The following is a 24,126-nucleotide window of genomic DNA, read 5'->3' as shown; positions in this document are numbered from 1 at the left end:
AACCCTCCTCGCCGTGATGAGCAGGCAGCGTATCGCGGGCTTCCCCACCGCCTTTCCGAGCGAGGCGCTACCCCGTTCTGCTCCCCTCGACAGGTCTCGCCCGAATCTGGCGCTTCACGTAGCCCCGCCCAGAGGGAACCGCCTCGCACAGTTCGCTGAATCCGGCGATCCGTAGGTGAACCGAAGATGAACAGAAAGGCACTCCGGCGCCACGGGCGGCCCCTGGACCTGCTTCTTCCCGCGCGCGACGGCCGGTCGGCGCAACACTCGCGGGCCGCCGGTGGTACCACCGTGCGGAGATGATCGATTACGGTGTGCCAGACCTGGGGGCCACGACCATCGGGAACCCTCATGCCGACACTCACCACCGTCGCCGACTGGACGATCACCGCCTCCGGGGACACCGCCTGTTTCGCCCATGCCACCGGCGACGGGTACTGGGCACCCCGGGTGTGGGACGACCGCGGCCTCGGGATCGCCGCCGCCGATCTCGCCGCGTTCGACAAGGCGCTCGGCGAGATGATGAAGCTGCCTCTCTATTGGCAGGCCCGCACTCGTCATGGCGACAGCGGGGCCGGAGACCGCGCGGTCTGGTCCGAGCCCCGCTACGAGCCGGACGACGATTTCGTCTACATCGCCGGCCCCTGCCGGTCCGCCGAGCCAGCCGTGGGCTATCGGCCGGTCTCCGCGTTCGACGTCGACCTGGTCCACCTGCGCGGCCTGCGGATCAGGGTCGCGGCGTACCGGTCGGCGATCGGGTCACGCACAGGGGCGTAGAGACGTCCCGCCAGGCAGGTAACGCTTCCGCTCGTCCTCGGTCAGGGAACGCCCGGCCAGCCGGCAGGCGCGGTCCAGCCACGCGCCCTTGCCGAACGGCCAGTCGACGACACCCGCGCCGTGGGCCGCGACGAGGTTCGCGCCGTCCTCCGAGGGCGCGAGCGACCAGACGTAGCCGATGCCGAATTCGAGCGGGCGCCCGATCTGCAGGCCGCTGGCGACGTCCCACAGGCGAAGCGTTCCGTCCTGGCTTCCGGAGGCCAAAGTCGTGCCGTCGGGCGAATAAGCCAAGGCCAGCACCATGTCGGTGTGCCCTTCCAGCGTGCTTTTCGTCGTTCCGTCGGCCAGTGTCCACAAGCGAATGGTCCGGTCGTCGCTGCCGCTGGCGAGGAATCGCCCGTCCGGGCTGAACGCGAGGCTCGTGACCGGCAGGGCGTGCCCGGTGAAGGTCCGGATGTCCCGGAACCGGTCGCTCTTGCCCGCGAAGGAGATCTGTGGCGGAGCGGAGACGCCGTCCCCGGAAGCGACGGCGACGCTGTTCCCGTCAGCGCTCAGGGCTATCGCCGTCACGGCGCCTTTGGCCGCGGTGAAGGGCACACCGGGCAGGTCGGTGAAGAGCACTTGGCTGTCGCTGAAGCCGGCCGCCAGATTCCCCCTGCCGTCGGCGACGAGACCGGTGACCGCGGTGCCCGGCCGGTCCGAGAGCGTCCGGGTCGTTCCGGTGACGGGGTCGAGTTCGGTCAGGGTGCCGCGGTCGGTGCCGACAGCGATCGCTCCGGTCGGCTCCCAAGCGAGGCCGACGACGGAGCCTTCGAAAGCATGAGCGTCCCTTGTGGACCCGTCTCGAGTCACCCGGACGACGCCGTCCGCGCCTCCCGACGCGACGGCGCCGGCGGGGTTCCTGGCGACGGCCTGGAGCGGCCCTGTCGCTTGGGCCAGCGGGGTACCGGCAGGTGACCGCCTGCCGCTGAGGTCCCACGAGATCACCCGGCCGTCCTGGTCCGCTCCGACCAGGAAGTCGCCTCCGCTGCCGAGCGCGACGACAGGTTTGGCGAGACCGGGACGAGTGGGTTCGACGGCCAACGGCTCCGGAGCGAGGCGCCACGAGGTGATCGTGCCGGTATCCGACCCGGCGAACACCGTTTCGCCGTCACCGGAAGACACGACAGCCGTCCCGCCGCGTGCGTCCGTCCACAAAGGAGGCTGCCCGGAGAGGAGGTCCCAGACGCCGATCCGGCTCTCGTCCGCCGTCACCACGCGTGTGCCACCGGCGATGTCCAGCCGCATCGTCGTACCGGTCGACACGGAGCCCGGTTCGGCGAGGTCGGGCAGTTCCGCACCGTCGGCGAGCCGCCAGCGTTTGAGCGCTCCCCCGGTCGTGAGCGCGATGACCTGGCCGGTCTTGTCGGCGACGGCGAGCGCCACGACATCGGCGCTCTGTGCCAGAGGCGGCAGAGGTGTCGCTTCGCCGGTCAGCCTCCAGCGTTCGACCGCGCCGAATCGGGTGGCGGCCAGCAGTTGGTCGCCCGCCGGGCCGAGGGCGAGGCCGACGACGGCGGAAGTCGCCCTGAGCGGGCCGCGGACCGGCGCCGCGACTCCGGCCCGGTGCAGTGTCACCAGGCCGGTGGCGTCCGCGACGGCGATGAGGTCGGCGGTCGTCGTGACGGCGCTGATGTTGGCGTGATGGCCGGTGAAGCAGGGGCCGGTCTCGTGGCCGTCGGCCGGGGAAAGCGCGCAGACAGCGCCGTCGGCGGTGCCGACGAGCGCGGACCCGTCGCGAGTGAACCTGGGGGCCACGGTCGTGGCGTGCCGTCCTGCCGGGAGGAGATAAGCGAGGGGGCCGCTGCGCGCGGAGACCACGTCCATGACGGCCGCACGCGTGACGGCGTTGTCGTCGGTCTCCGCCCCCGCGACGGCCAGCAGCGCGCCGAGATCTCGTTCCTGCCCGCTCACGGAACGCGACTGGGCGGCGAGTGACACGGCGTCCGCGACGGTCTTTTCCCGGCTGATGCGGCGTTGCTGGCTCACGACGACGAACGTGATCGCCACCGCGGCGGCCAGCGCCGCGGCCAGGAGACCGAGCAGGCGCGACCGCCATCGCTGCCGATGTTCGAGCCGGCTGCTCAGCGAGAGGAACCGTAGTTCGACGTCGTTCACCGTCAGGCCGCCGGATCGGCGTGCGACCTCGATGGCGGCGAGCCGCGCGCCCCGCAGCAGATAGCTCGGGTCGGCGTCGTGCTGGTTCCACGTCGCCGCGCCACCGCTGAGATCGTCCTGCGCGCGCTTCGTCTCCCTGTCCTCGCTCAGCCAGGTCCGCAGCCGGGTCCAGGCGCGCAGCACCGTCTCGTGCGTGATGTCGACGATCGGGGCTTCGGTCGCCGTGTCCAGATCGGTCGTGAGGATCCGGGCTGCGGCGAGCCGGGCGGCGACCTCCCGCACGGCGGTCTCGTCGTCGGCGTCGGTCACCAGGTCCTCGAGCCGGGCTTGGCGACGCACCGCGACGGCGTTCTCGCCGAGATGGGACAGCCGCAGCATCATCCGGCGAGCCGTCGCGCGGTGCCTGTCGCCCAGGGACTCCCACACGAGTTCGGCGGCGTGGTCGATCGCGCCGTCGAGCGCGCCGGCGTTCGCGTATTCGGCGAGGGTCAGCCAGCCGTTGCGCCGCCGCCGCCAGGTTTGCGCCAACGCGTACGAGAGCAGCGGCAACGCGTTCTCGGCGGCGCTGGTGTCGGCCAGCATCCGGTCGATCAGTTCGGGTTCCACGCGCAGTCCGACCTGGTCCGCAGGTTTCTCGATCACCTCGCGGATGGCCTGCGGTCCCATCGGCAGCACCCGATGCTGGGCCGCCGAAACCGCCGCCGCCAGTACGGGTTCTTGATCGAGGTGCGGGTAGAAGTCCGACCGCAACGCGACGACGACCTTGGTTTCGCCGGACGGATGCGGGCCGGCGACAGCGGCGAGGAACGCGGCGCTGTCGCCGGGATCCACCGCCGGGTCGAACACCTCCTCCAGCTGATCGATCACCCAGATCGACGGCCCGCCCGCGATGTCCCGGACAGTCGCGTCGAATTCACCGAAACGGGCCGGATCCGCACGAAGAGCCGTCGCGATCTCGGCCGTCGGGGTCCCGGTGAACTTCGCGAAGACCGCCGCCAGCCGCTCGACAGGCTGGCTACCGGGCCGGAGCGGCAACGCGGTCCACCGGGCCGAGCCGGCGACCTCGCCGTCTGCGAGAGCGGGCAAAACTCCGGCCGACAGCAGCGACGACTTGCCGCTGCCGGAAGACCCGACCACGGCCACCAACGGCGCCCGGCGGATCAGGGCGAGGACGGCATCGACATCTCTTTCCCTGCCGTGGAAATACACCGCCAGTCGTTCACCGAAAGCGTCCAATCCGGGGTAGGGACAGACATCCGAAGCCCGGCCCGGCCGCGTGACGTGGTCGCCGAACGGGGCGCCGTCGTCGGCGAGGACGTTGACGGGGCCGTGGACGGTGAGGTCCCGGCCGGCGACGAGCCCACCGTGCTGCTCCAGATTGCCGTGCTGGACGACCGGCCCGGCGTTCTCGACCGACAGCGTCGCCGCTTCGGCGCCGGGCTCGGCCTCATCTTCGGACGACTTCATCTTTTGACGACATAATGGCGATCGTCGTAGCTGCCGATGGCGATCTGGTTCGAGTCCACGGATACGCGGAGGTCGCAAGAACCGGCCTGCGCGCCCGGATCCACCAGCGCGACCCGCACGTCGAAGGTGATGGCCGCCCCACCGGATCCGCCGATGCTCGTCGGCGCCTGCGCGATGGAACAAGCTCCGTTCGCCCGCGTGTAGATCATCAACCGCGGGAGGTCGTGCATGGCCGTCACCCGCACCTGCAGGGTCGCGGAGGGGTTGCCCGGCGAGTAGACCAGTGTGTCCGCCGAACCCAGCCAGCCGATCTTGACCGCCAGCTTGTTCACCATCCAGGTGAGGACGACGGGCTGGGCCGGCGCGAAGGCGGCGTTCCCGGCCTGCGTGGCGGTGACCTCGCAGCTCAACGGAACCGACTGGGCGCGGGTGGTGACCCCGGTGAGCGCCGACGCCCAGCAGCTGCCACCGCGGCCGCCGTTCTGAAGCTGGTAGGCGACGGGCAATCCCGACGTGGCGCAGGCGCGCATGGTCACTTCGACGTCCGGCCACTGGTGGGTGCCGAGCGCGGGGAAGACGATCCGCTGCTGGGCTCTCCCGTCCGCCGCTTGACCGGCGGGTGGCTTTCCGCACGGGTTGGCCGGGCTTCCGGGCGCCGGCGACTTACCGGCCGGTCCCGGTCCTGACCCCGGCCCCTGACCTGGCCTCGTTCCGGGCCGAGGTGGTTCGTTCGGCGGCGCCACCGACGTCCCGCCCGGCATCCCCGGGCCGGCCGCCGTCGACTCGCCGGGCACCGGGATCTCTCCCGACGACGGCGTGGCCGACGCGGGACCGGTGGATATCTCCGGAACCGGTGGTGAGTCGGGATCCTTGGCGGCCGGTTCGCGGCCGCACGACGTCAGAGCCACGATCAGGAGGAACCCTGCCGCGATACTCCCGGCAGTTCTCGTGGGCGTCATGTCATTCCCCCGGAGCGGAGAGGGTGATGTCCCGTCCGGCGACGTGGCGGGTGCCCTTGATGGACACATTCCCGCCGATGGCCAGCGCTCCGGCGTCCCGCACCTGAATGCTTTGGTGACCTGTCGATTTCATCCGCTCGGCCAGTTCCGAAAGCGCGGCCGCGAACTCGGAATCGGCACTCATCACTTCGTCCAGATGATCTTCGACGGCGGCCTGCCGTCGCTGATTGTCCGGCTGTTCCGCCAGGCGCTCCAACGCTCCCGAGGCCTGCGGGTCCGCCGAAAACCTGCCGCGCACCTTTTCCCACAGGGCGCGAAGTCCTTGCGTGACTCCTTCGTCGACGACCTCGCTCGCGACGCCGGCCAAATGCCGGCCATAGCTGATCAGAAACGACGTGATCGCCGCCGCGGAAACCGCATCCATGCCACCCTCCCGAAACCCCTCAAGCATTCCGTACGCCGTTCAGCGTACTCATATCAAAGAGCACGAGACGGACCGCGAGATACGTCGCCGAAATGACATCTGAATGGCAAAGTTCGCGGCGAACCCGGTGATTCTTTTTCCGATTACCCACGAAAGTGTAGACAGGTTTCGACGGTGATCATCGACCGCCGAGCGCTCCTGCCAGGCCCGGGACCGAGGACCACCCACGAGGAGGCGCCGCGCGCACCCGGCTCAGCGCGTTTTTGGCGAGTTGTGCGCATTTCTGGCAGGGGCGTAACAACTTTCGGTCTTCTCACGCCATACCGGACAGCTGTCGTGTTCTTTCCGGTCCCCACGCAGGAGGAGTTCGGGTGATGAGTTCTCGCCGTCCGCTGTTCCCACGAAGATCACGACGTGCGTTGGCGGTGGGCGTGGTCGGTCCGCTCGTCGGCGCCCTCGCGGTCGCGCTCGCCGCCGTGACACCCGCCGAAGCCGCGGTACCCGCCGGGTTCACCGACACGCTGGCGATCGGCGGGCTCAGCTCGCCGACAGCCACCGCGTTCGCGCCCGACGGCCGGGTGTTCGTCGCGGAGAAGAGCGGCCTGGTCAAGGTCTTCGACTCGCTCGCCGACCCGACGGCGACGGTCTTCGCCGACCTGCGCCCGCAGACGCAGGACTTCTGGGACCGCGGCCTGCTCGGGCTGGCCGTCGACCCCGCTTTCCCTGCCAGGCCTTACGTTTACGTCTCCTACACCCTCGACGCGGTGCCCGGCGGCACCTCGCCGCGATGGGGTGACACCTGCCCGACCCCTCCGGGTGCGACTGCCAAGGGCTGCGTGGTCACCGGCCGCGTCTCCCAGCTGACCATGGGCCCGGCCGGGACCGCGGTCAGCGAGAAGCCGCTGGTCACGGGCTGGTGCCAGCAGTTCCCCAGCCACTCGATCGGCGCTCTCGCCTTCGGGCCGGACGGCGCCCTGTACGCGGGCGGCGGCGACGGCGCCAGCTTCAACTTCGCCGACTACGGCCAGGTCGAGAACCCCTGCGCCGACCCGCCCTCACCTGCCGGGACGAACCTCGCGCCGCCGACGGCCGAGGGCGGCGCGCTGCGCTCGCAGTCACCACGTCGCCCAGCCGGGGAGCCCGTCCTGCTCAACGGCACACTGCTGCGCCTCGACCCGGACACCGGCGAAGGCTTACCCGGCAATCCCTTCGCGGGTAGCGCCGACGCCAACGCCCGGCGCGTGATCGCCTACGGCGCGCGGAACCAGTTCCGGTTCGGTTTCCGGCCGGGCACCGGTGAGCTCTGGGCGGGCGACGTCGGCTGGGACACCTGGGAGGAGATCAACCGCGTCGCCGACGTCGGCGACGGCGTGGCCGAGAACTTCGGCTGGCCCTGTTACGAGGGCAACGCCAGACAGGCCGGGTACGACGGCGCGAACCTCGACCTGTGCGAGTCCTTGTACAGCTCCGGCGGGCACACCCCGCCGTACTACGCCTACAACCACCGCGCCAAGGTGGTGGCGAGCGACCCGTGCCCCACCGGCGGCTCGTCGATCAGCGGCATCGCCTTCGAGTCCGGCAGCAACTACCCCGCCGAGTACTCCGGCGCGCTGTTCTTCTCCGACTCGTCCCGAGGCTGCATCTGGGCGATGCGGACCGTCGACGGCCTGCCGAGCGCGAGCCGCCTGGTGCCTTTCGTGACCGGCGTCAACACGCCGGTGCAGGTGCTCACCGGGCCGGGCGGCGACCTGTTCTACGTCGCGCTGGGCAGCGGCGAACTCCGGCGCGTGAGCCATCCCGGTGGCACCAACCGGCCGCCGACCGCGGTGGCCACGGCGAATCCGGCGAACGGCCCGGCACCGCTGGCGGTCCGGTTCGACGGCACCGGCTCCACCGACCCGGACACCGGGGACACCCTGTCCTACGCCTGGGATCTCGACGGTGACGGCGCCTACGACGACTCGGCGGCACCCGACCCGGCCTGGACCTACACCGCGGCCGCCGCCGTCGACGTCGGACTGCGGGTGACGGACTCCCACGGCGCGAGCGCGACCACGACGGTGCGGGTGACCATCGGGAATCCGGAGGGCCTCGACCCGGTGCCGGTCATCGACAGCCCGGCAGGCACGCTGACCTGGTCGGTCGGTCAGACCGTGCCGTTCTCCGGCCGCGCCGTCGACGCCCAGGACGGCGAACTCCCGGCGTCGGCGCTGTCCTGGCGGCTCGCGATCCGGCACTGCGCGGCCAACGGCACCTGCCATACGCACAACGTCCAGGACTTCCCCGGCGTCGCGTCCGGCTCGTTCGTCGCACCGGACCACGAGTACCCGTCCTATCTGCAGCTGACCCTCACGGCGACCGATTCGAGCGGGCGCACCGGCAGCAAGACCGTCGATCTCCAGCCGAAGACGGTGTCGCTGAGCTTCGCCTCCAACCCCGGTCAGGCGCTGCTCACCGTCGGCGGGACCCAGCAGCGCACCCCGTTCTCCCGGACGGTGATCGCCGGATCCATCAACTCGATCAGCGCGGACAGCCCGCAGAACCTGCCACCGCTCAACCTGAAGTACGCCTTCACCGACTGGGCGCACGGCGGCGCGCGGACACAGAACATCGTCGCGCCGGGCACGTCCACGACCTACCAGGCGAACTACCGGCTCTGCTGGCTGTTGCGCCCCTGCTGAGCCGTCACCTCCCGTTGTCCCGGTCGCGCCCTCGCGGCCGGGACGACGGTGGTCACTGGTCGAGCACGAGCAGCACAACGGCCGTACCGGCATCTCGTCGAGGAACAGCGCGAGCCCTCGCGATCCGACACCTCCTCCCCAGAAATCCCTGCCGTACCAATAACCCACCCAATGCCTGCCGTCCTGCGGCCAGGCCACCACGTTGCCTGCGACCCTGCCGCCGACCAGAACGGTGCGCACGGTCACCGTCGGATCGCCGAGCACCCTGTCCTTCCAATGCTTCATGAACCGCTCACGGTCACGCGGGGGGGAACGCGGAGCGGCTGGTGGCCTCCGGGTCCTGCTCCTGCTCGAAGAACACGTCGAGATCGGCCTGCTCGACGGCCCTGAGCCGCACCTCGTTCGTCATGCCGGGAGTGTGACACCGACCACCGACACTTTTCCCGATGCACGCTTTTCCCTGCCGGGAAACAGAATCCGGGTCGCCGTAAGATCACCGAAAGGTCGGAACCCACACCGGGAAAGCACCGTCGGATCGCCAATTCAGCTCCCGCACGGAAGGTGACTCCGATGGACTACCCCGACCAGCAGAACACACCGGCACGGCCGTCGACCGTCAAGCCCGGCACGGCCGTCGGGATCTTGATCGCCGTGATCGTCTTCGTCGCCTTCTGCATCACCGGTTTCGCCGCTCCCGGGTTCTTGCTCGGCAAGGGCGACAGCATCCCCCTGCCCGCCCCGTCCTCCAGTCCGGTACCGACGTCCAGCCCCACGAGCAGCCCGACCAGCACGACGATCAGCCGGGCGACAAGGCCGAGGGTCACCGTCACCAGGCGCCCGCAGGCGCCGGAGAAAGGCGTTCAGGTGATCACGGACTTCCTCACCAAGATCGCCGGGCACGACAAGGCCGGGGCGATCGCGGTGGCCTGCGAAGAGCAGAAGAGGTTCATGGACGACAAGATCGATTCCCTCCTCCCTCCGGGTTCCCGCGTCGCGATCACCAGGACCAGCGGGACCTCCAAATTCGTCCTGGCCGACGTCGCCGGAACCGTCGAAGGCCGGTCCGCCAAGGGCACCGTGATCGCGGATCGCGAGGAGGACGGCGGTTTCTGTGTCACGACCTTCAGCATTCGCGACGCCTGACGATCACGCCTGACCCGGGTCCTCGATCGGGAACTGGATCGGGCTCAGCAGGTACTGGGCGCGATCCGGCCTGGGCTCGTTGGACAGCACGGGAATGATGGCCTTTTGCATCGCGCCGATCATCTCGAGAAGTTCCTCGCGAGAGAGCCAGACGGCGTGCTGGCGGTACCCCACCAGGTCCGCGACCGGATCGGCCCCGTCCCGGTCCAGGTAGGCGTTGAACTCGGCGACCAGCGCGGCCAAAGCGACGGCGAAGCTACGCCTGAAGTCCTCTGTGGACGCCGACGCGACGGCGTCGGGATCGATGGCCGCGCGATCCTGGCGGAGCCGGTAACCCCGTTCGACGGCGCCGCGCACCCGCCGTTCCTCCGCCACTTCCAGGACGCCACCCGTTTCGAGGAGTTCGACATGCCGATAGACCATCGCCTTCGAGGCATCGGGGACGCGCGCGCAGAGCTGGGCCGTGGTGAGCACCCGCTCCCCGCGCAGCGCGTGCACCAGGCGCAGGCGAACCGGATGGGCCAGGAGTTCCAACGCGTTCACCACCCGACAGTCTCATGATGTGCTACCTTTCGCAAAACATGCGAAAGGTACTCGAGATGAACCTGGGGCCGACTCCTGCCGCCACCGCGGCGGCCATCGCCGAGATGCTGCGAGAGGGACACTTCGACGAGGTCGAGGCGCACTTCGCGCCACCGTTGCGCGCTGTCGTCCGGGCTGACGCGCTGCGGGCCGCGTGGACGGCCGAAACCGCCAAGCGCGGCACCGTCACCGGCCTCGGGGACCCGGTCGCCGAGCCCGCCGCCGCGGGTCTCGTCCGGGTCGGCGTTCCCGTGCACTGCGAACGCGGCGACCTCACGGTGCTCATGTCGGTCGACGAGGAGGGCTTGCTGCAGGGCCTGCAGCTCGCGCCCCCGGCGAGCGCGGCATGGACACAGCCGTCCTACGCGGACCCGGCGACGTTCACCGAACACGAGGTCACGCTCGACGCCGGTTCGTCAGCCGTGACGGGGACCCTGACACGGCCGGCGGGACCCGGTACTCGGCCCGCCGTGGTCCTGCTGCCCGGCGGCGGGCCGTTCGACCGTGACGAGACCAGCGGGCCGAACAAACCGCTCAAAGACCTCGCCTGGGGTCTCGCCCACCGAGGCGTAGCGGTGCTGCGTTTCGACAAGATCACCCACAGCCGCCCCGAAACGGCGAGCGCTCCCGGCTTCACCATGTCCGACGAATACGTGCCGCACGCCACGGCCGCGGTCCGCCTCCTGCAGCAAGAGTCCACTGTGGACCCGAAGCGAGTCTTCGTACTCGGTCACAGCATGGGCGGCAAGGTCGCGCCGCGGGTCGCGCTCGCCGAGCCCGCCGTCGCGGGATTGCTCATCCTGGCGGGCGACACCCAGCCGATGCACCACGCCGCGATCCGGGTCGCCCGCCACCTGATGACCGCGGTGCCCGGACTGCTGGGCCAGGACACCGTCGACCTGTTCACCCGGCAGGCGGCGAACGTCGACAGCCCCGGCCTCTCCCCCGCCACTCCGGCCGCGGACCTGCCTTTCGGCTTCTCCGCGTCGTATTGGCTCGATCAGCGCGGCTACGACCCGGTCCAGGCCGCGGCGGGGCTGGACAAACCCATGCTCATCCTTCAGGGCGGTCGCGACTATCAAGTGACCGTCGAGGACGACCTGTCGCGCTGGCAAACGGGCCTCGCCGACCGCCCGGACGTCACGATCCGCGTCCACGCCGCCGACGACCACCTCTTCTTCCCCGGCACGGGTCCCTCCACACCGGCCGACTACGCGGAACCGGCCCATGTCGACCCCGCGGTCATCGACGACATCGCGGAGTGGCTGGGCAGGACGGGATGACGCGTTCCGGCTTCAGGATCCGTCCAACGGATTTGCGGGGTAAGGGCAAAGGCGTCCTGGCGGTGGCAGTCCGTGAAGGCGGGGTGTCGCTGAGGGTGACGGGTGTGTGGAAATAGGGACGTTCACTGTCCCTATTTCCACACACCTTGTCGTGACTGGACCTGTCATGCGGGACTGTGTGGATTTGGCTTACCTCTCAATAACCCGAAACGCCACTAACGACCCCTCCACGAAGCCGCGCATACAGGCATTTGTCAAAAGCGGGCCGCCCGCCCATTCCGGTCGAAGAGCTCAGGACAGATCTCTCTCGCCAAAGCCAGGAGGTCTTCGCGCTCCATGATCTCCGGGCCGCCGGTGCGCAGGATCTCTCTCACCGCGTGGTCCACTGTCGACGACGGCAGCCGGACCGTGGACAGGGCGTCAAAACCGGTCGCGCCGGCTTTCCCGCGCCACGACGTCGGGAAGGTCGGCCAGCCTGCCCAGGCCGTTCAAGGGCTGGCGCATCCGAGGATTGCCCCGCAGACGATCCGCGTTGCGGTCGAGGAAGGCCCAATAGCCCGCGGTGAACGGGCAGGCGTCGGCGCCCACTCGTTTCTTCGGGTGGTAGGTACACCCGCCACAGTGGTCGCTCATGCGGTCGATGTAGGCACCGCCCGCCGCGTAAGGCTTGGTGCCGACGATCCCGCCGTCCGCGTATTGACTCATCCCGACGACGTTGGCGGGCATGACCCACGGGAAACCGTCGACGAACGCGGTGGCGAACCAGCCGGTGAGCTCGGCCGGGTCGTAGCCGCGCTGCAGGGCGTGGTTGCCCAGCACCATGAGCCGTTCGATGTGGTGGGCATAGCCGCGGTCCCGCACACCGGCGAGCGCGGTGCGGAGGCAGGCCGCCTCGACCGAGTCGGCGTCGAGTTCCCGCCACCACCGGGGCAGCTTCCGATGGGCGTGGAGTTCGTTCTTCTTCAGGTAGTCCGGCCCCAGATGCCAGTAGAGGTGCCAGATCCACTCCCGCCAGCCGAGGATCTGCCGGACGAAGCCTTCGACGCTCGCCACCGGCGCGGCGCCGGACCAATGCCGTTCCTCGGCGCGCCGGATGACGTCGAGCGGGTCGAGGAGCCCGAGGTTCAGCGGCACCGACAGCAGCGCGTGCGACATCGCCCAGTCGGCGCTGAGCATGGCGTCCTGGTGCGGCCCGAAGGTCGCCAGCCGGTGGTCGAGGAACCGCTCCAGCGCCTCCTCCGCTTCGGCCTGGCCGACGGCGAACCGGCGCGGGCCGTCCACACCCACGGGATGGATCTCGCCGTCCCGTTCCGCCCTGTCGAGGTCGGCGCGCACCTGCTCGTCCACGGCGTCCTCGGTCGGGAACCAGGGCGCGGGAACCGGCAACGTCGAACGCCCCGGCGGGGGACGCCGGTTGTCGTGGTCGAAGTTCCATTTCCCGCCCGCCGCGCCGCCGTCCGGTTCGAGCAGGACACCGAACCGGCGGCGCTGATCGCGGTAGAAGTCCTCCATCACGAACCGCTGCCGGTCCGCCGCCCACGTCGCGAAGTCCTCTTTGGACCGGACGAACCCCGGCGTCGGCAGCACTTCCGCGACCAGGCCCTGTTCCCGCAGGCGCCGCACGAGGGCGTCGGCGGCGTGCGAGCCGGGTTCGTGTACCACGACAGGCCTCCCGAACCGGCGCAGCGCGTCCGTGTAGGTCGGCGCGTCGATGATCCGGGCCCGGTCACCCAGATCCGCGGCGAGCCGCCGGATCCCGGCTTCGACCAGGTGGATCTTCTGCCGGTGGAACGGGCGTCGCGCGAAGGCCGCGGCCGAGCGGATCAGCAGGACCTCGCGGTCCCGGTTCCCGGCCGTGCCGTGGAAGTGCGGTCCCAGCTGATCGCCGAACAGCCACAGCGGTTCGGTGCCGCCGACGCGTCGCATATCCAGGCCTGCCCTTTCGATTCGCAATCGATGCGATCGTAGGTGCTCAGACCTTGATCCGCTCGGCGGCGAGATCCAGCGCCTCGGCCAGATCGTTGACCCAGGGCGCGCCGCGGACGTTGAGCCCCTCCCACCCCGGACCCGCGACGGCGACCTCGAAACCGCGGCGCTGGAGGCGCTGGCGCAGCACGTTGTCGACGGTCGTCGGGGACATCGACCACAGCACGACCAGGACCGGTTCGAGTTTGGCGACCATCCCGGTCGTGGTCTCCGCCGGCACCATGTGACCGAGATAGACGGCGGGGATGCCGACCTCCGCCATCGACGCGCGCAGGATTTCGACAGGCAGGCTGTGGCGTTCTTCGGGGCAGCAGGCGATGAGCACGCGGCGGTCCGACGGCGTGTAGGCGAACCGGGCGACATAGCGCTGGAGCGCGTAGGACACTTCGCTGGTGAGCGCCCACTCGGACTCGAAGCACACATCGTTGCGGAGCCAGCGGCCGCCGAGGTTGCGCAGGATCGGCAACAGGACGTCGGTCCACATCCTGGCCGCGCCCATCGTGTCGAGCGTTTCGTCCAGGAGAGCGGCGATGGTGGTGAATTCGAGGCCCTCAGAGGCCCGTTCGAGTTCGCCGACCCGCCTGTCGAGGGAGACCTCGGGGACCACGTCGTCCGCGCCGGAGAACACGGCGGCCGCCGCCTCACGCGGCCGGATCCCACGACCGATCAGCCGCTGCATGTACTGGAGCTTGCGGAGATCCGAGTCGGAGTAGCGGCGATGACGCCCGTCCGGCCGCAGCGAGGGACCGACGCCGTAGCGGGAAGCCCAGGTCCGGAGGGTCACCGGCGAGATACCCAATTCCTCGGCGACCATGCCCGGGGTCCAAGAGCCCGCGCTCACCTCATCGACGTCCATCGACACCTCGCGAATTCAGGTGTAGTCCTCCCCCGTACGGGTGCACACCGCGGACAGCTTACGAGATCACACGACGCTCCCACGGCCGCGACGAGGCCGGTGCGCGTGTCCCCTTCACGGCGGGCATCCGGTGACGTACACGCGGATGAGTACCCGGCGGCGCCTCGGAACGACCGGGAGGGGCCGGATTCCGCCGGGCGCCGCCGGGCTCACGGAACCCGGCACGAGGGGGAGGGTGGCCGGGCCCGCAGGGGTGACGAAACGGGACGTCACCCACGATTTCCAGGCGGTCGTTTTCGATTCGTGAGCAGGCAAGACGATACCTGAGTTTTGCAACGGTTGCGAATCGATCCCACGAATGGCGGTCAGCCGACTGAGTGACTGACTGAGTGACCAAAAGAGCGTCAGTCGAGGCAGAACTCGTTGCCCTCGATGTCCCGCATGTTGATGCACGACTCGTTTTCCTCGTCGGCGAGCAGGACTCGATCACGAACAGCGCCGAGCGCGACCAGGCGGGTGCACTCGGCCTCGAGTTTGGCGAGACGCTCTTCGCCCACGAGCCCGGTGCCGACGCGCACGTCGAGATGCACCCGGTTCTTGGCGACCTTGCCTTCGGGAACACGCTGGAAGTACAGCCTCGGGCCCACCCCGGTGGGATCACCGCAGACGAAACCCGCGTCCTGCTTCTCCGGCGGCAGCGAACCGGTGTAGTCGTCCCAGGTGGCGAACCCCTCCGGTGGCGGCGGCACGACGTATCCCAGCACCTCGCACCAGAAACGGGCGACACGCTCGGGTTTCGCGCAATCGAAGGTGATCTGGACCTGCTTGACCGACGTCATCGGATCACCCTAGCCGCTCGGACCGGTCCGTCACGACCAGTCCGCACAGGACACGACCTCGAACCCCCGGCTCGGGAAGACCTTGTCCACGAAGAAGTCGTGCATCGCTTGATCTCCGTCGGCGCACCCGTCGCGCAGCACGGTCACGTGGTACCCGCGGTCCGCCGCGTCGTAGGACGTCGCGGCCACCATCGCGCTGGTCGCGACCCCGGCGATCGCGACCGTGCCGACACCCTGGGCGCGGAGCACCAGGTCGAGATCCGTGCCCGCGAACGCGCTGGCGCGGCGTTTCAGCACGACCACGTCCTCGTCGGCGACGGGCAGATCGATCTCGGTTCCGGCCGAGCCCTCGTGGAAGGTGTCCCCGGACTCGTGGAACGTCTTGACCAAGGCGTTGCCCGGCGGCAGGTCGGATCCGTTGCCCCGCAGCGCGAAGTGCACGAACACGACGAGCACACCGGCCGCGCGGGCACGGGGAAGCAGTGTGGTGAGCGGCGGCAGGACTTGCCTGACGAACGGGTAGCCGCCCGTGATGCCTCGCTGGAGGTCACCGATGATCAGCGCTGTGGTCATGACGGGAAGCTACCAACAGTGAACCCGAACGTCCGTATACAACCGACGGTGCGAATGGCTAGCCTCCGGCGGGTGAGGATCAAGAGTGTGCTGCTCGCGGCGCTGGTCACGGTCGGCGTCGTGGTTCCCCCTCCCCCGCTCGCGGCCGCCCGCACCGAGGCGGATCCGCCGGCCTGGGTCGCACCGCTCAGCACGCGCGGCCGCTATATCGTCGACGCGGCGGGCGACCGGTTCAAGCTGAAGGCCGCCAACTGGCACGGCGCGAGCGGTACGTGGACCGGGTCGGGCGACGTGAACGATCCGGCCACCCACCACGCGGGTGAGATCGCCTACCAGACGCCGCTCGGGCTGGACCGGGTCTCGATCGACACCGTCATCGACGGACTGGCGGAGCTGGGCCTGAACAGCGTCCGGCTGCCCTTCTCGAACGCCATGATCCATGACACCGCACCGGTTCCCGCCCTGTCGGCGAATCCGGATCTGCGTGGCCTGACCCCGCTGCAGGTCTACGACCGGGTCGTCACACGGCTGACCGCACGCGGGTTCGCGGTGATCCTCAACAACCACACCACGACCTCGCGCTGGTGCTGCGGTCTCGACGGCAACGAGCGCTGGAACACCGCGCAGACCGAGCAGCGCTGGCAGGACGACTGGCTGTTCATGGTCCGCCGTTACGCCGCGAACAAGCGGGTGGTCGGCGCCGACCTGTACAACGAGGTCCGCCGCAACGTCTTCGACGATCCCAACTGGGGCTGGGGCAACGGCACGGACTGGCAGCGCGCGAGCCAGCGGGTGGCCGAGCGCATCCAGACCGAAGCCAATCCCGACCTGCTGATCATCGTCGAAGGCATCAACTGGACCGGGCTGCCCATGGACGGCCTTCCCCACGGGAGGCCCACGCTGGAGCCGGCCCGCACGCTGTCGCACACCCTCGTGGACTCCGGGAAACTAGTCTACGCCGCGCACTTCTACGGCTACACCGGTCCGAACCATTCCGGGGCGACAGGCACCGGCGAGACCCACGACCCGCGCTACCGGGACCTGTCACCCCAGGAACTCCGCGATGTCCTTTACCGGCAAGCGTTCTTCGTCTCGGCGGAGACCGGCAAGCACTACACCGCGCCGCTCTGGATCAGCGAGTTCGGCGAAGGCGGCCACACCACCGATCCGGCGAGCCGCGCCTGGTTCGAGAACTTCGTCGGCTATCTCGCCGAGAACGACACCGATTTCGCCTACTGGCCCGCGGTCGGTTTCCACAACGGCGGTGGGGGCAACGGCTGGTCCTTGCTCTCCTGGGACACCGCGGGCCGGCGCGTCGACGTGCTCGACGGCACCGATTGGCGTGGACCGGCTTGGCGACGGCTGGTGAACTCGCCGTCGCGCACCGGCCAGATCCCGATGGCCGAACGCTGGTCGATGCTCAACCTCGACTACGCCGATCTTCAGGCTTCCCGTGCGGTCCGCGCGATGGCGGACTGGAATCCGGGCGCGCGCAAGGGTGTCTGCCCCGATGGTCAGCGGCTCACCGGCCTTTCCCACACCGGGAACCGGGGGCTGTGCACCGGCACGCTCGCTGTTCCGGCGGCGTACACGGTGGTGCGCGGAGAGACCTATGTGGACACTGACTGGGCGTCCGGCTACACCAAGGTGCAATGCCCGCCCGACCACGCCGCCGTCGGCTACAGCGTCACCGGCGCGGCGTTCTCCGCCTTGCTGTGCGGCAAATCCGCCACTCCGCTGGGCCGCACCGGCCGGACGGTCTGGTTCGACCGCGGCGACAACCGGCCATCCGGGACACCCGGCGGCGACTTCGCGTCGGGCCACTACAAGGGTCAATGCGCTCCGGGCGAATACGTCGCCGGTGTCGCGTACACCGGCCGCGTCGGCTCGAATCGCACTCCCGACGCGTTGCTCTGCCGCGCCTGAGGGCAGCCGAACGTATCGGGTTCGGCGCTGGCCCGCGTGTCAGCTTCGGGTGTCGCGAAAGCCACTTTCGGGACGTCTAGTGTCGCGAAAGTGGCTTTCGCGACACCAATGTGGCGGCGAGGTGTCGGTCCCGGGATGGTCGTGAGTGGGGTTTCGGGTTCTATTGAGGGGTAAGGCAAACCTGGCGTGTTTGTGGACGGTGTCGGTGACTCTGCGCGACACCGGGCCTGTGGCGTCGACTGTGTGGATTTTGGTGCGTTGGATGACCAGAAATCCACACAGTCCTGTCGTGACCGGACCGGTCACGACAGTCGGACAGGGAGGGCGTGTGGAAATAGGGACGTCGAGCGTCCCTATTTCCACACACCCCTCACCCTGAGTGACAACTCGCGCCCTCGTCGACCCGACACCTTTGCCTTACCCCTCAATAGAACCCGAAACGCCACTCACGAGCCAAGCGAGCCGAGCCGGTACTTTCGCGTGACCGAGTGGACGACACGCGTGACTGGACGGACGACACCCGGCCACGCCGAGTCTCACCGCGTGTCGTCCCGCTGATCACGCGTGCCGTCCCGCCGGTCACGCGAAGCCCGGCAGTAGGCACCTGAGACACCTTTGGTCCTGACACGAAACGCCACTCACGACCCCCTCGCCTGGTTCGGCCTGGCGGGGAGGCGCGTTACGAAGAATCTTCCGCTCTATCCGAGGCCGGCACCCACCTTTGGCTTTCGGCCCAAGAGCCCTCAGGCGACGAAGATGCAGAAAGGATGCCCCGCCGGATCCGCGTAGACACGCAGTGGCTCTTCGGGATCGTCGCTGCGGTCAGACCGAAGCCGCCCACCGAGCTCAAGAACCCGGGCGTGCTGCGCCTCAAGCTCCTCGACCGAGTCCACGGTCAGGTCAAGGTGCAGCTGCTGAGGCACCGGTCCAGGGTCCGGCCAGCTCGCTTCTTCCAGCCGATCGACCTGCTGAAAGGCAAGCTGCGCCCCGCCGTCCGGGTTTCTCAGCACCAGCCAGTCCTTGTCCTCGGCACCGGGCCGAGGCGGTTCGTCACCCGGACGGTAGTCCCACACCAGCAGGCGCCGGTAGAACTCCGCGAGAGCGCGGACGTCGACGCAGTCCAGCACCACCTGACGGAACACCGGGCCCTTTTCCCGCTCAGCCAAGCCGATCACCTCCGAGGCCCGCGGCCGCCCGCCGGTCGAGCACCGCGAGAACCTGTTCGCCCCAACGGATGTTCTCCTGTTCGAACGCGATCCCGCGGGCGAGGGTCAGGTAGGGGCCGACGCGGGGCGCGGTCGCGAGGAACTCCGCCTCGGCGGACTCGCCGAGCAGGCGGTCCCGGAGACGTTCGAAGCGTTTGAGTTTCGTTTCGGCGGTGACCATCCTGTCCGCGACAGCGCGCCGGATCCGCTCGTCGTCGCCTGCCTCGACAGCCTGGATCTGCACCAGCAGCTCGTCGCGGATCGCGGTCGGCTTCGGTGCGCGCGTGGTGAATTCGGCGAGTTCGGTCGCGCCGGTGTCGGTCAAGGAGAAGAGCCGTTTGTTCGGCCGCCGCTCCTGTTCGACGACCCTGGCCGCCACGAGGCCCTGCGACTCCATCTTGTCCAGCTCCCGGTAGAGCTGCTGGGGTGTCGCGGTCCAGAAGTTGGCGACCGAGGCGTTGAAGCCCTTCGCCAGGTCGTAGCCCGAGGACTCGCCATCCAAGAGCATCGCGAGGATCGCGTTCCGCAACGCCATGGAGCAATGATAACCACCGGCTGGATTAGTCGCAAAGTTGATTAGTCACTTTGATGGACAGGTGCGAGACGATCGCCTACGCTCGGCGACGTCTACTCAACAAATTGACTATGAGGAGATCGTCATGCCCACGTTCCGTCAGGCAGTCGAAGCGAAGGACGCCGCCGCGATCGAGGCGATGCTCGCCGACGACGTGGTCTTCACCAGCCCGGTGGCTTTCAAGCCCTACCAGGGAAAGGCCATCACCGCGGCGATCCTGCGCGGGGTCCTGCGCGTGTTCGAGGACTTCAGCTACGTCCGCGAGATCCACGACGGCGCCCACCATGTGTACGAGTTCGAGGCGACTGTCGACGGGCTTCAGATCAACGGGTGCGACCTCCTGACCTTCGACGAAGACGGCAAGATCACCGACTTCAAGGTGATGGTCCGGCCGTTGCGGGCGGCGGAGGCACTCGCGGCGCGCATGGGCGCGCAGTTCGAGGCGATCAAGGCGGACGCGCTCGGCTGAAGCTCATTCTTGCCGGCGTCGCACCATTTCGGCGATCCAGACGGGCGCGAACGGTGACGTGCAGTTCGGCGGGGTCGGGTAGTCCTTGAGCACCTGCAGGCGCTCCCCGATGCCGATCGCCCGGGCACGGTGTTCCGCGTGCTCGATCCCGATCTGCGCCAGGCAATGGTTCATCGCCCACTGCAGCCGATCCGGCGCGGTCTTCAGCTCCGCTTCGATGACGTCGAGCAGTCGGGTGAGGTCCAGGCCCTCGGGCTGCTTCGCCACGCGTTCGGTGGTCAGCGCCCAGCCGGCACTGGCGACCACGGGATCCGGATCGGCCGACCAGGCCAGGCGCAGCTCTTCGGCGTGCGGGTTCTTCTTGACCACGTAGTTCACGAGCCAGTCGTGCACCTTCGGGGTACGCGCCTCGCGCACCATGCGGTCCAGCTCGCCCGGCTCGAACGCCTTCGGACGGCAGATCAGGAGCGCGAGCAGTTTCGCCGCGGTGTCGTCCGTTTCCCAGAGCTCACGCGCGAGCTCCTGCTGGGTTTTCAGTCGCTTCGCGAGCGCACGCAGCTTGCCGAGGTTGACCCCGTGGTCGTCACCGTGCTTCTCGTTCACCTGGCGTGCGCGCGGATCCTCGAGGGCGGCCAGTTCGGCCATCACCTCGGCCGTCGTCCCGGTCACCTTGGCCTCCCGTCCACCACGTGTGGCTTTCAGCCTACGAGGCGCTCCGTGTGGAGGAGCCGTTCGGCCCCTCCACACGGGCCATGTCGGCCGCTATCCGCGCCGGGTCAGGTCATCGGCGTGCTCACGCAGGAGCGTGGCGACGCGCGGCCAGCCGACGTTGATCCGCCGGGCCCAGCCACGATGACGCTCCGCGAGCTCCCGCGAGTCGCCGTCCTGCACGGTCAGGCCGAGGGCGAAGCCTTCCCGCAGGTGCCCGCCGTCGGCGACGTCGAGGACGTCCCGGACCGGCTCCGGCGGCCAGCCACCGTCCGGCACGGGTGATCCGCTCGCCAGCACGGTGCCGATCGCCCGGTCACCGAACTCGGCCCGGCCACGCTCGGCGAACTCGGCGCGGGCGCGCGAAACCCAGGCTTTGAGCGCGGCGCCGTCGAGGCCGGAGGCGGTACCACCCGGCATGGTGCGCGTCTCGAAGATCACGAGCCACGCGTTGACCAGTTCCACACTCGGGGTGTCGTCGTCCCCGGGATGGATCCGGGTGCAGAGCTCGGCGAACGCGCCGGGGTCCTCGGCGAGAATCCGCTGGAGGCTCCGGGGGTTCCGGCGGTGTTTGAGCGCCGCGTGGAACCGCAGCTCCAGCCGCGCGACCCCGACGTCCGATCCCCCGGCCTCGACCAGGTGGTCCAGCAGCGGGCCCACCCCCACGACGGCCTTGCGATCGGGCTGCTCGACACCGCCGGCGGACGCCTGGAGCAGCACCTCTTCGACCAGGGACGCGGGCAGCGGCGGCGGTTCGGCCGCGCATACGCCCAGTGCGAGCGCCCTGACCGCGGTCCACGGCCGCCGCCGCGCGAGCTGCGTGACGAAGGACGACTCCTGCCCCTCGGGAAGCGGCCACGGGCCGACGTGCGCCCAGAAGCTTTCGAGGACAGCCTCGTCGGCGGAATCGAAGAGCGCCAGCGCGTGCTCCACGGGCATCGCCAGGAGGAAGTCGACCAGCCTGTCCTGTCCCTTGAGCTGCGTCGCGACCTCCTGCCGCCATTCCTCGCCCTGCGACCGCGCCATTTCGCCCGCCCAGCCGGACGCCCAGTCCTCGCGGCCCAGTTCCGCGAGCGCGTCTTCCTGCAGGTCGTCCGCGGCCACCTCCGCCGCGACGACTCCGACCAGCCTGGGCCGGGTGCTCTCGGCGGCGAGGGCGCTCAGCCCTGCGGCACCATGCTCGCGCAGGACGCCGCCGACGGCGTCGCGGCGAAGGCGATCGATCTCGGCTTCACGCTCCTCCGGATCGAGGGAGTCGCCGCCGTCCAGATACGGATTCCGGCCGAACAACAGGCCGTGCCGCCCCGGATTGACCACGGGCTCGATCATCTCGGCGCAGGATTCCAGCCATTGCAGCAGTTCTTCCGGCAGCGTCCAGCCGGCGCCCGCGTAGTGACGATGCTCGGCGGTCAAGCCGGTGAGCCGGTCCCACAGGCGGAGACGTTCGTCCCCCGTGAGCCTGTCGGTGTCCAGCCTCGTGAGGGCCTCCACCACGCGGTCCCACTGTGCGGTGTTCAGCTCGGGCAGCTGCTCGAAGAACTCGCACCACCGGTGAGGCCGCTCCCCCAGCGCGGCCAGCGCCGAGGTGACCAGCCCGTCCCCGAATTCCGGCCCGCCGTCGACGGCCACCGGCGGTGCCGGGATCGTCCATTCGAGCCGGACCTGGGGCCGCCGCGGACTCGCGAGAAGGTGTCCTCCCGGGCCGCGCAGCAGCGCGAGAGCCAGCCGCCAGCCCGCTTCCGGGGAGCGACGGCCGATCGCCTTGACCAGATCCGTCCGCTGCCCGCCGGGCAGATCGAGATACGGGCGCCACGGCTGCACGAGGGTGATCAGCGATTCGAGCGGCTGATCGCCCGTCCCCCGCCCCGGCCGCGTCAGCTCGGCCATCAGCGAGACGACCATCGGCAACGCGTCGTCGGACCAGCTGACCGTTTCCAACGCCGCCGTGAGACCGTCGGACGTGTCGCTCAGCGGCGACGGGTCGCAGGTCAGCGCGCGATCGACGGCACCGAGGAACTCTTGGGGAGCGGCTTCGGCGAGCAAGGGCAGCACATCGGCGAGCGACCGCCAAAGCACCCCGTCCGCGTCATCGTTGGCTCGCCCGAGCAGTTCACGGACGAGCCGCGCGGCATGGTCGGCGCCCGTGACGCCGCCGGACAACGTCGTCTCCCCCTCGGAGGCCAGCAGCGCCGCGCTCCGCGCCAGCCCGTGCCTCAGCTCCGCCGACCACGTCCGTCCGGGCTCTCTCTCGGTGAGCACCTTGACGGCCTCTTCGTGCCAGCGCCGCAGATCCTGCGCGCTCAGGCGGCCGTGGAGGAGCGCCCAGGCGTCGTGCGGATCCGCCAGCCGCACCCGGTCACCCGACCGGGCAAGGAAGGGGTCTTCTCCCGCCTCGGACCTGACGAAGAAGTGCGTGAGCTCCTCGGTCTCCCGCCCGGCGATCACGGCGATCTCGTCCAGATCGTGCCGCGATCCCGCCGACCACCGGCCGACCAGCAGGAGCGGCGCGGCGAGATCGCGCTCCAACGGGTTCACCCACTTCGGAAGATCACCGGCGACGGCGAGCTTGCGGCGCAGGCTGCCGAGACTCCGCCGGGCGAGGTCCGCGTAGGTGTTCGCGTCGGCGGGCGGGACACCGGCCGCGGCGAACGCCTCGGCCGCCTCGTCGCGGGGAATCCCGGGCAGTACCAGGAGATCGGCACCGTTCCGGTCCGGCGTGCTCCGCACCACGACGACATGGCCGCCGCCGGTGTCGCCCTCCACCATCTCGACCGCGGCACCGTCCACCACGGCGACGAAAGGAGCGTCCAGGTTCCGGCAATGCCGCCAGCCTTCCTGGCTGGACACCCGGACCGCTCGCAGACCGGGCCGGTAGGCCGCCAGCGCCGTCGCCACGAACGCCGCCGCCTCGGTCCGGCTGCCCGCGTGCACCGAGAGGACCGAAGGCGCGGCGTCCGACCACGCGCACAACCGGTCCACTTCCCGGTCCCTGCCGAGCACCGGGAGCGTCCCGGGCAGCGCGGGACGCGTCTCGTGCCGCCAGGAATCGAGCCACTCCGGCAGGTCTTCGAGCCCTTTGACCACACCGATGCCCAGTTCCGGGGCGACCCGGATCAGTTCGGTGATCAGGCCCGCGATGTCCTGCTCCGTCGTGTGCCCACCGAGCCGCCGGTAGCGAAGACGGGAGAATTCGGCGAGGTCGGACGGCAGTTCGCTTTCCTCCGGCATGTCGGCGTCCTCGACGAGCACGGGGACGACCTTCTTCCCCAGCCGCAAGGCCTCGGCGATCTCCTGCCGGGCTTCCTCCTCGAGGTCGTCGAGGCCTTCGGCGCCGATCGGCACCACCAGGACGGACGCGGAGCCACCGGACCGGAGGACCCGGTCCTTTCCGAACACCTGACCCAGACTCCGGTCGAGACCCCGGATCCGGTCCTGACCGTCACCGGGACGGACGGTGAAGATTCCTGCCATGGTGCGAAATCCTTTCCTGCGAACAAAGTTGACGGGGCGTACGTGC

At 69.6% G+C, this 24,126-nt stretch carries 19 protein-coding genes; 6 read left to right on the top strand and 13 right to left on the bottom strand.

The genetic code is table 11. From position 1 onward, the window contains the following. The first annotated feature begins 351 nt into the window (after positions 1–351). Entirely contained in the window at positions 352–777 is a 426-nt protein-coding gene (locus tag ACZ6YV_RS39930) for a hypothetical protein (RefSeq protein ID WP_465514586.1), read from the top strand. On the opposite strand, the gene ACZ6YV_RS39925 is transcribed toward ACZ6YV_RS39930, so the two are convergent. Genes ACZ6YV_RS39925 through ACZ6YV_RS39915 form a run of 3 tightly spaced genes read right to left on the bottom strand, consistent with a single transcriptional unit; the run spans position 760 to position 5,784 of the window. Continuing rightward, positions 760–4,401 carry an nSTAND1 domain-containing NTPase gene (locus ACZ6YV_RS39925; protein ID WP_465514585.1) on the bottom strand — a complete coding sequence of 1,214 codons (3,642 nt, stop codon included), beginning with the start codon at positions 4,399–4,401 and terminating at the stop codon, positions 760–762. The genes ACZ6YV_RS39930 and ACZ6YV_RS39925 overlap by 18 nt on opposite strands. Beyond that, on the bottom strand, positions 4,398–5,360 hold the full coding sequence (locus tag ACZ6YV_RS39920) for a hypothetical protein (protein WP_465514584.1): 963 nt from the start codon (positions 5,358–5,360) through the stop codon (positions 4,398–4,400). The genes ACZ6YV_RS39925 and ACZ6YV_RS39920 overlap by 4 nt, the downstream gene beginning before the upstream one ends. Position 5,361: 1 nt before the next feature. Then, positions 5,362–5,784: a hypothetical protein gene (locus tag ACZ6YV_RS39915; RefSeq protein WP_465514583.1), complete on the bottom strand. Its 423-nt coding sequence runs from the start codon at positions 5,782–5,784 to the stop codon at positions 5,362–5,364. 374 nt (positions 5,785–6,158) lie between these two features. Between ACZ6YV_RS39915 and ACZ6YV_RS39910 the strand changes: the two genes are divergently transcribed. Then, the gene (locus ACZ6YV_RS39910) at positions 6,159–8,465 is read left to right on the top strand and encodes a PQQ-dependent sugar dehydrogenase (protein WP_465514582.1); all 2,307 of its coding nucleotides are present in this window, start codon (positions 6,159–6,161) and stop codon (positions 8,463–8,465) included. A gap of 575 nt (positions 8,466–9,040) precedes the next feature. Here ACZ6YV_RS39910 and ACZ6YV_RS39905 read toward each other — a convergent pair. Beyond that, positions 9,041–9,295 carry a hypothetical protein gene (locus ACZ6YV_RS39905; protein ID WP_465514581.1) on the bottom strand — a complete coding sequence of 85 codons (255 nt, stop codon included), beginning with the start codon at positions 9,293–9,295 and terminating at the stop codon, positions 9,041–9,043. Between the two features lie 34 nt (positions 9,296–9,329). Here ACZ6YV_RS39905 and ACZ6YV_RS39900 point away from each other — a divergent pair, with 34 nt between their 5' ends. Then, positions 9,330–9,608: a hypothetical protein gene (locus tag ACZ6YV_RS39900; protein WP_465514580.1), complete on the top strand. Its 279-nt coding sequence runs from the start codon at positions 9,330–9,332 to the stop codon at positions 9,606–9,608. A 3-nt stretch (positions 9,609–9,611) separates the two neighbouring features. Here ACZ6YV_RS39900 and ACZ6YV_RS39895 read toward each other — a convergent pair whose 3' ends face one another. Then, positions 9,612–10,151, bottom strand: a complete 540-nt coding sequence (locus ACZ6YV_RS39895) for a helix-turn-helix domain-containing protein (protein ID WP_465514579.1) — start codon at positions 10,149–10,151, stop codon at positions 9,612–9,614. 38 nt (positions 10,152–10,189) lie between these two features. Between ACZ6YV_RS39895 and ACZ6YV_RS39890 the strand changes: the two genes are divergently transcribed. Continuing rightward, positions 10,190–11,473, top strand: a complete 1,284-nt coding sequence (locus tag ACZ6YV_RS39890; RefSeq protein ID WP_465514578.1) for an alpha/beta hydrolase — start codon at positions 10,190–10,192, stop codon at positions 11,471–11,473. Positions 11,474–11,893: 420 nt separating this feature from the next. Here ACZ6YV_RS39890 and ACZ6YV_RS39885 read toward each other — a convergent pair whose 3' ends face one another. The 4 genes from ACZ6YV_RS39885 to ACZ6YV_RS39870 all read right to left on the bottom strand — a co-directional run bounded on the left by ACZ6YV_RS39885 (position 11,894) and on the right by ACZ6YV_RS39870 (position 15,727). Beyond that, positions 11,894–13,399 (bottom strand): cryptochrome/photolyase family protein, encoded by a 1,506-nt coding sequence (locus tag ACZ6YV_RS39885; protein WP_465514577.1) that lies wholly within the window; start codon positions 13,397–13,399, stop codon positions 11,894–11,896. A 46-nt stretch (positions 13,400–13,445) separates the two neighbouring features. Then, positions 13,446–14,315 (bottom strand): MerR family transcriptional regulator, encoded by an 870-nt coding sequence (locus tag ACZ6YV_RS39880; protein ID WP_465514576.1) that lies wholly within the window; start codon positions 14,313–14,315, stop codon positions 13,446–13,448. A gap of 404 nt (positions 14,316–14,719) precedes the next feature. Then, a complete protein-coding gene (locus ACZ6YV_RS39875) occupies positions 14,720–15,154 on the bottom strand; it encodes a VOC family protein (RefSeq protein WP_465514575.1) in 435 nt (144 codons plus the stop codon). 30 nt (positions 15,155–15,184) lie between these two features. Further along, entirely contained in the window at positions 15,185–15,727 is a 543-nt protein-coding gene (locus ACZ6YV_RS39870) for a cysteine hydrolase family protein (protein ID WP_465514574.1), read from the bottom strand. 72 nt (positions 15,728–15,799) lie between these two features. Between ACZ6YV_RS39870 and ACZ6YV_RS39865 the strand changes: the two genes are divergently transcribed. After that, positions 15,800–17,653: a glycoside hydrolase family 5 protein gene (locus tag ACZ6YV_RS39865; protein ID WP_465514573.1), complete on the top strand. Its 1,854-nt coding sequence runs from the start codon at positions 15,800–15,802 to the stop codon at positions 17,651–17,653. 743 nt (positions 17,654–18,396) lie between these two features. Here the strand turns inward: ACZ6YV_RS39865 and ACZ6YV_RS39860 are convergent. Beyond that, a complete protein-coding gene (locus ACZ6YV_RS39860; RefSeq protein WP_465514572.1) occupies positions 18,397–18,819 on the bottom strand; it encodes a VOC family protein in 423 nt (140 codons plus the stop codon). Further along, positions 18,812–19,393, bottom strand: a complete 582-nt coding sequence (locus ACZ6YV_RS39855; RefSeq protein ID WP_465514571.1) for a PadR family transcriptional regulator — start codon at positions 19,391–19,393, stop codon at positions 18,812–18,814. Before ACZ6YV_RS39855 ends, ACZ6YV_RS39860 begins: the two co-directional genes overlap by 8 nt. A 124-nt stretch (positions 19,394–19,517) precedes the next feature. On the opposite strand from ACZ6YV_RS39855, the gene ACZ6YV_RS39850 reads away from it, so the two are divergent. Continuing rightward, positions 19,518–19,901, top strand: a complete 384-nt coding sequence (locus tag ACZ6YV_RS39850) for a nuclear transport factor 2 family protein (RefSeq protein WP_465514570.1) — start codon at positions 19,518–19,520, stop codon at positions 19,899–19,901. A gap of 3 nt (positions 19,902–19,904) precedes the next feature. Here the strand turns inward: ACZ6YV_RS39850 and ACZ6YV_RS39845 are convergent, their stop codons facing one another. Continuing rightward, the gene (locus ACZ6YV_RS39845) at positions 19,905–20,570 is read right to left on the bottom strand and encodes a DNA alkylation repair protein (RefSeq protein ID WP_465514569.1); all 666 of its coding nucleotides are present in this window, start codon (positions 20,568–20,570) and stop codon (positions 19,905–19,907) included. Positions 20,571–20,663: 93 nt separating this feature from the next. Next, on the bottom strand, positions 20,664–24,080 hold the full coding sequence (locus tag ACZ6YV_RS39840) for a hypothetical protein (protein ID WP_465514568.1): 3,417 nt from the start codon (positions 24,078–24,080) through the stop codon (positions 20,664–20,666). Positions 24,081–24,126: the final 46 nt, after the last annotated feature.

This window comes from Amycolatopsis sp. NPDC102522, from assembly GCF_055584485.1.
Note: the sequence above shows the minus strand (reverse complement) of the source record. Positions and strands in the feature narration are given on the sequence as shown.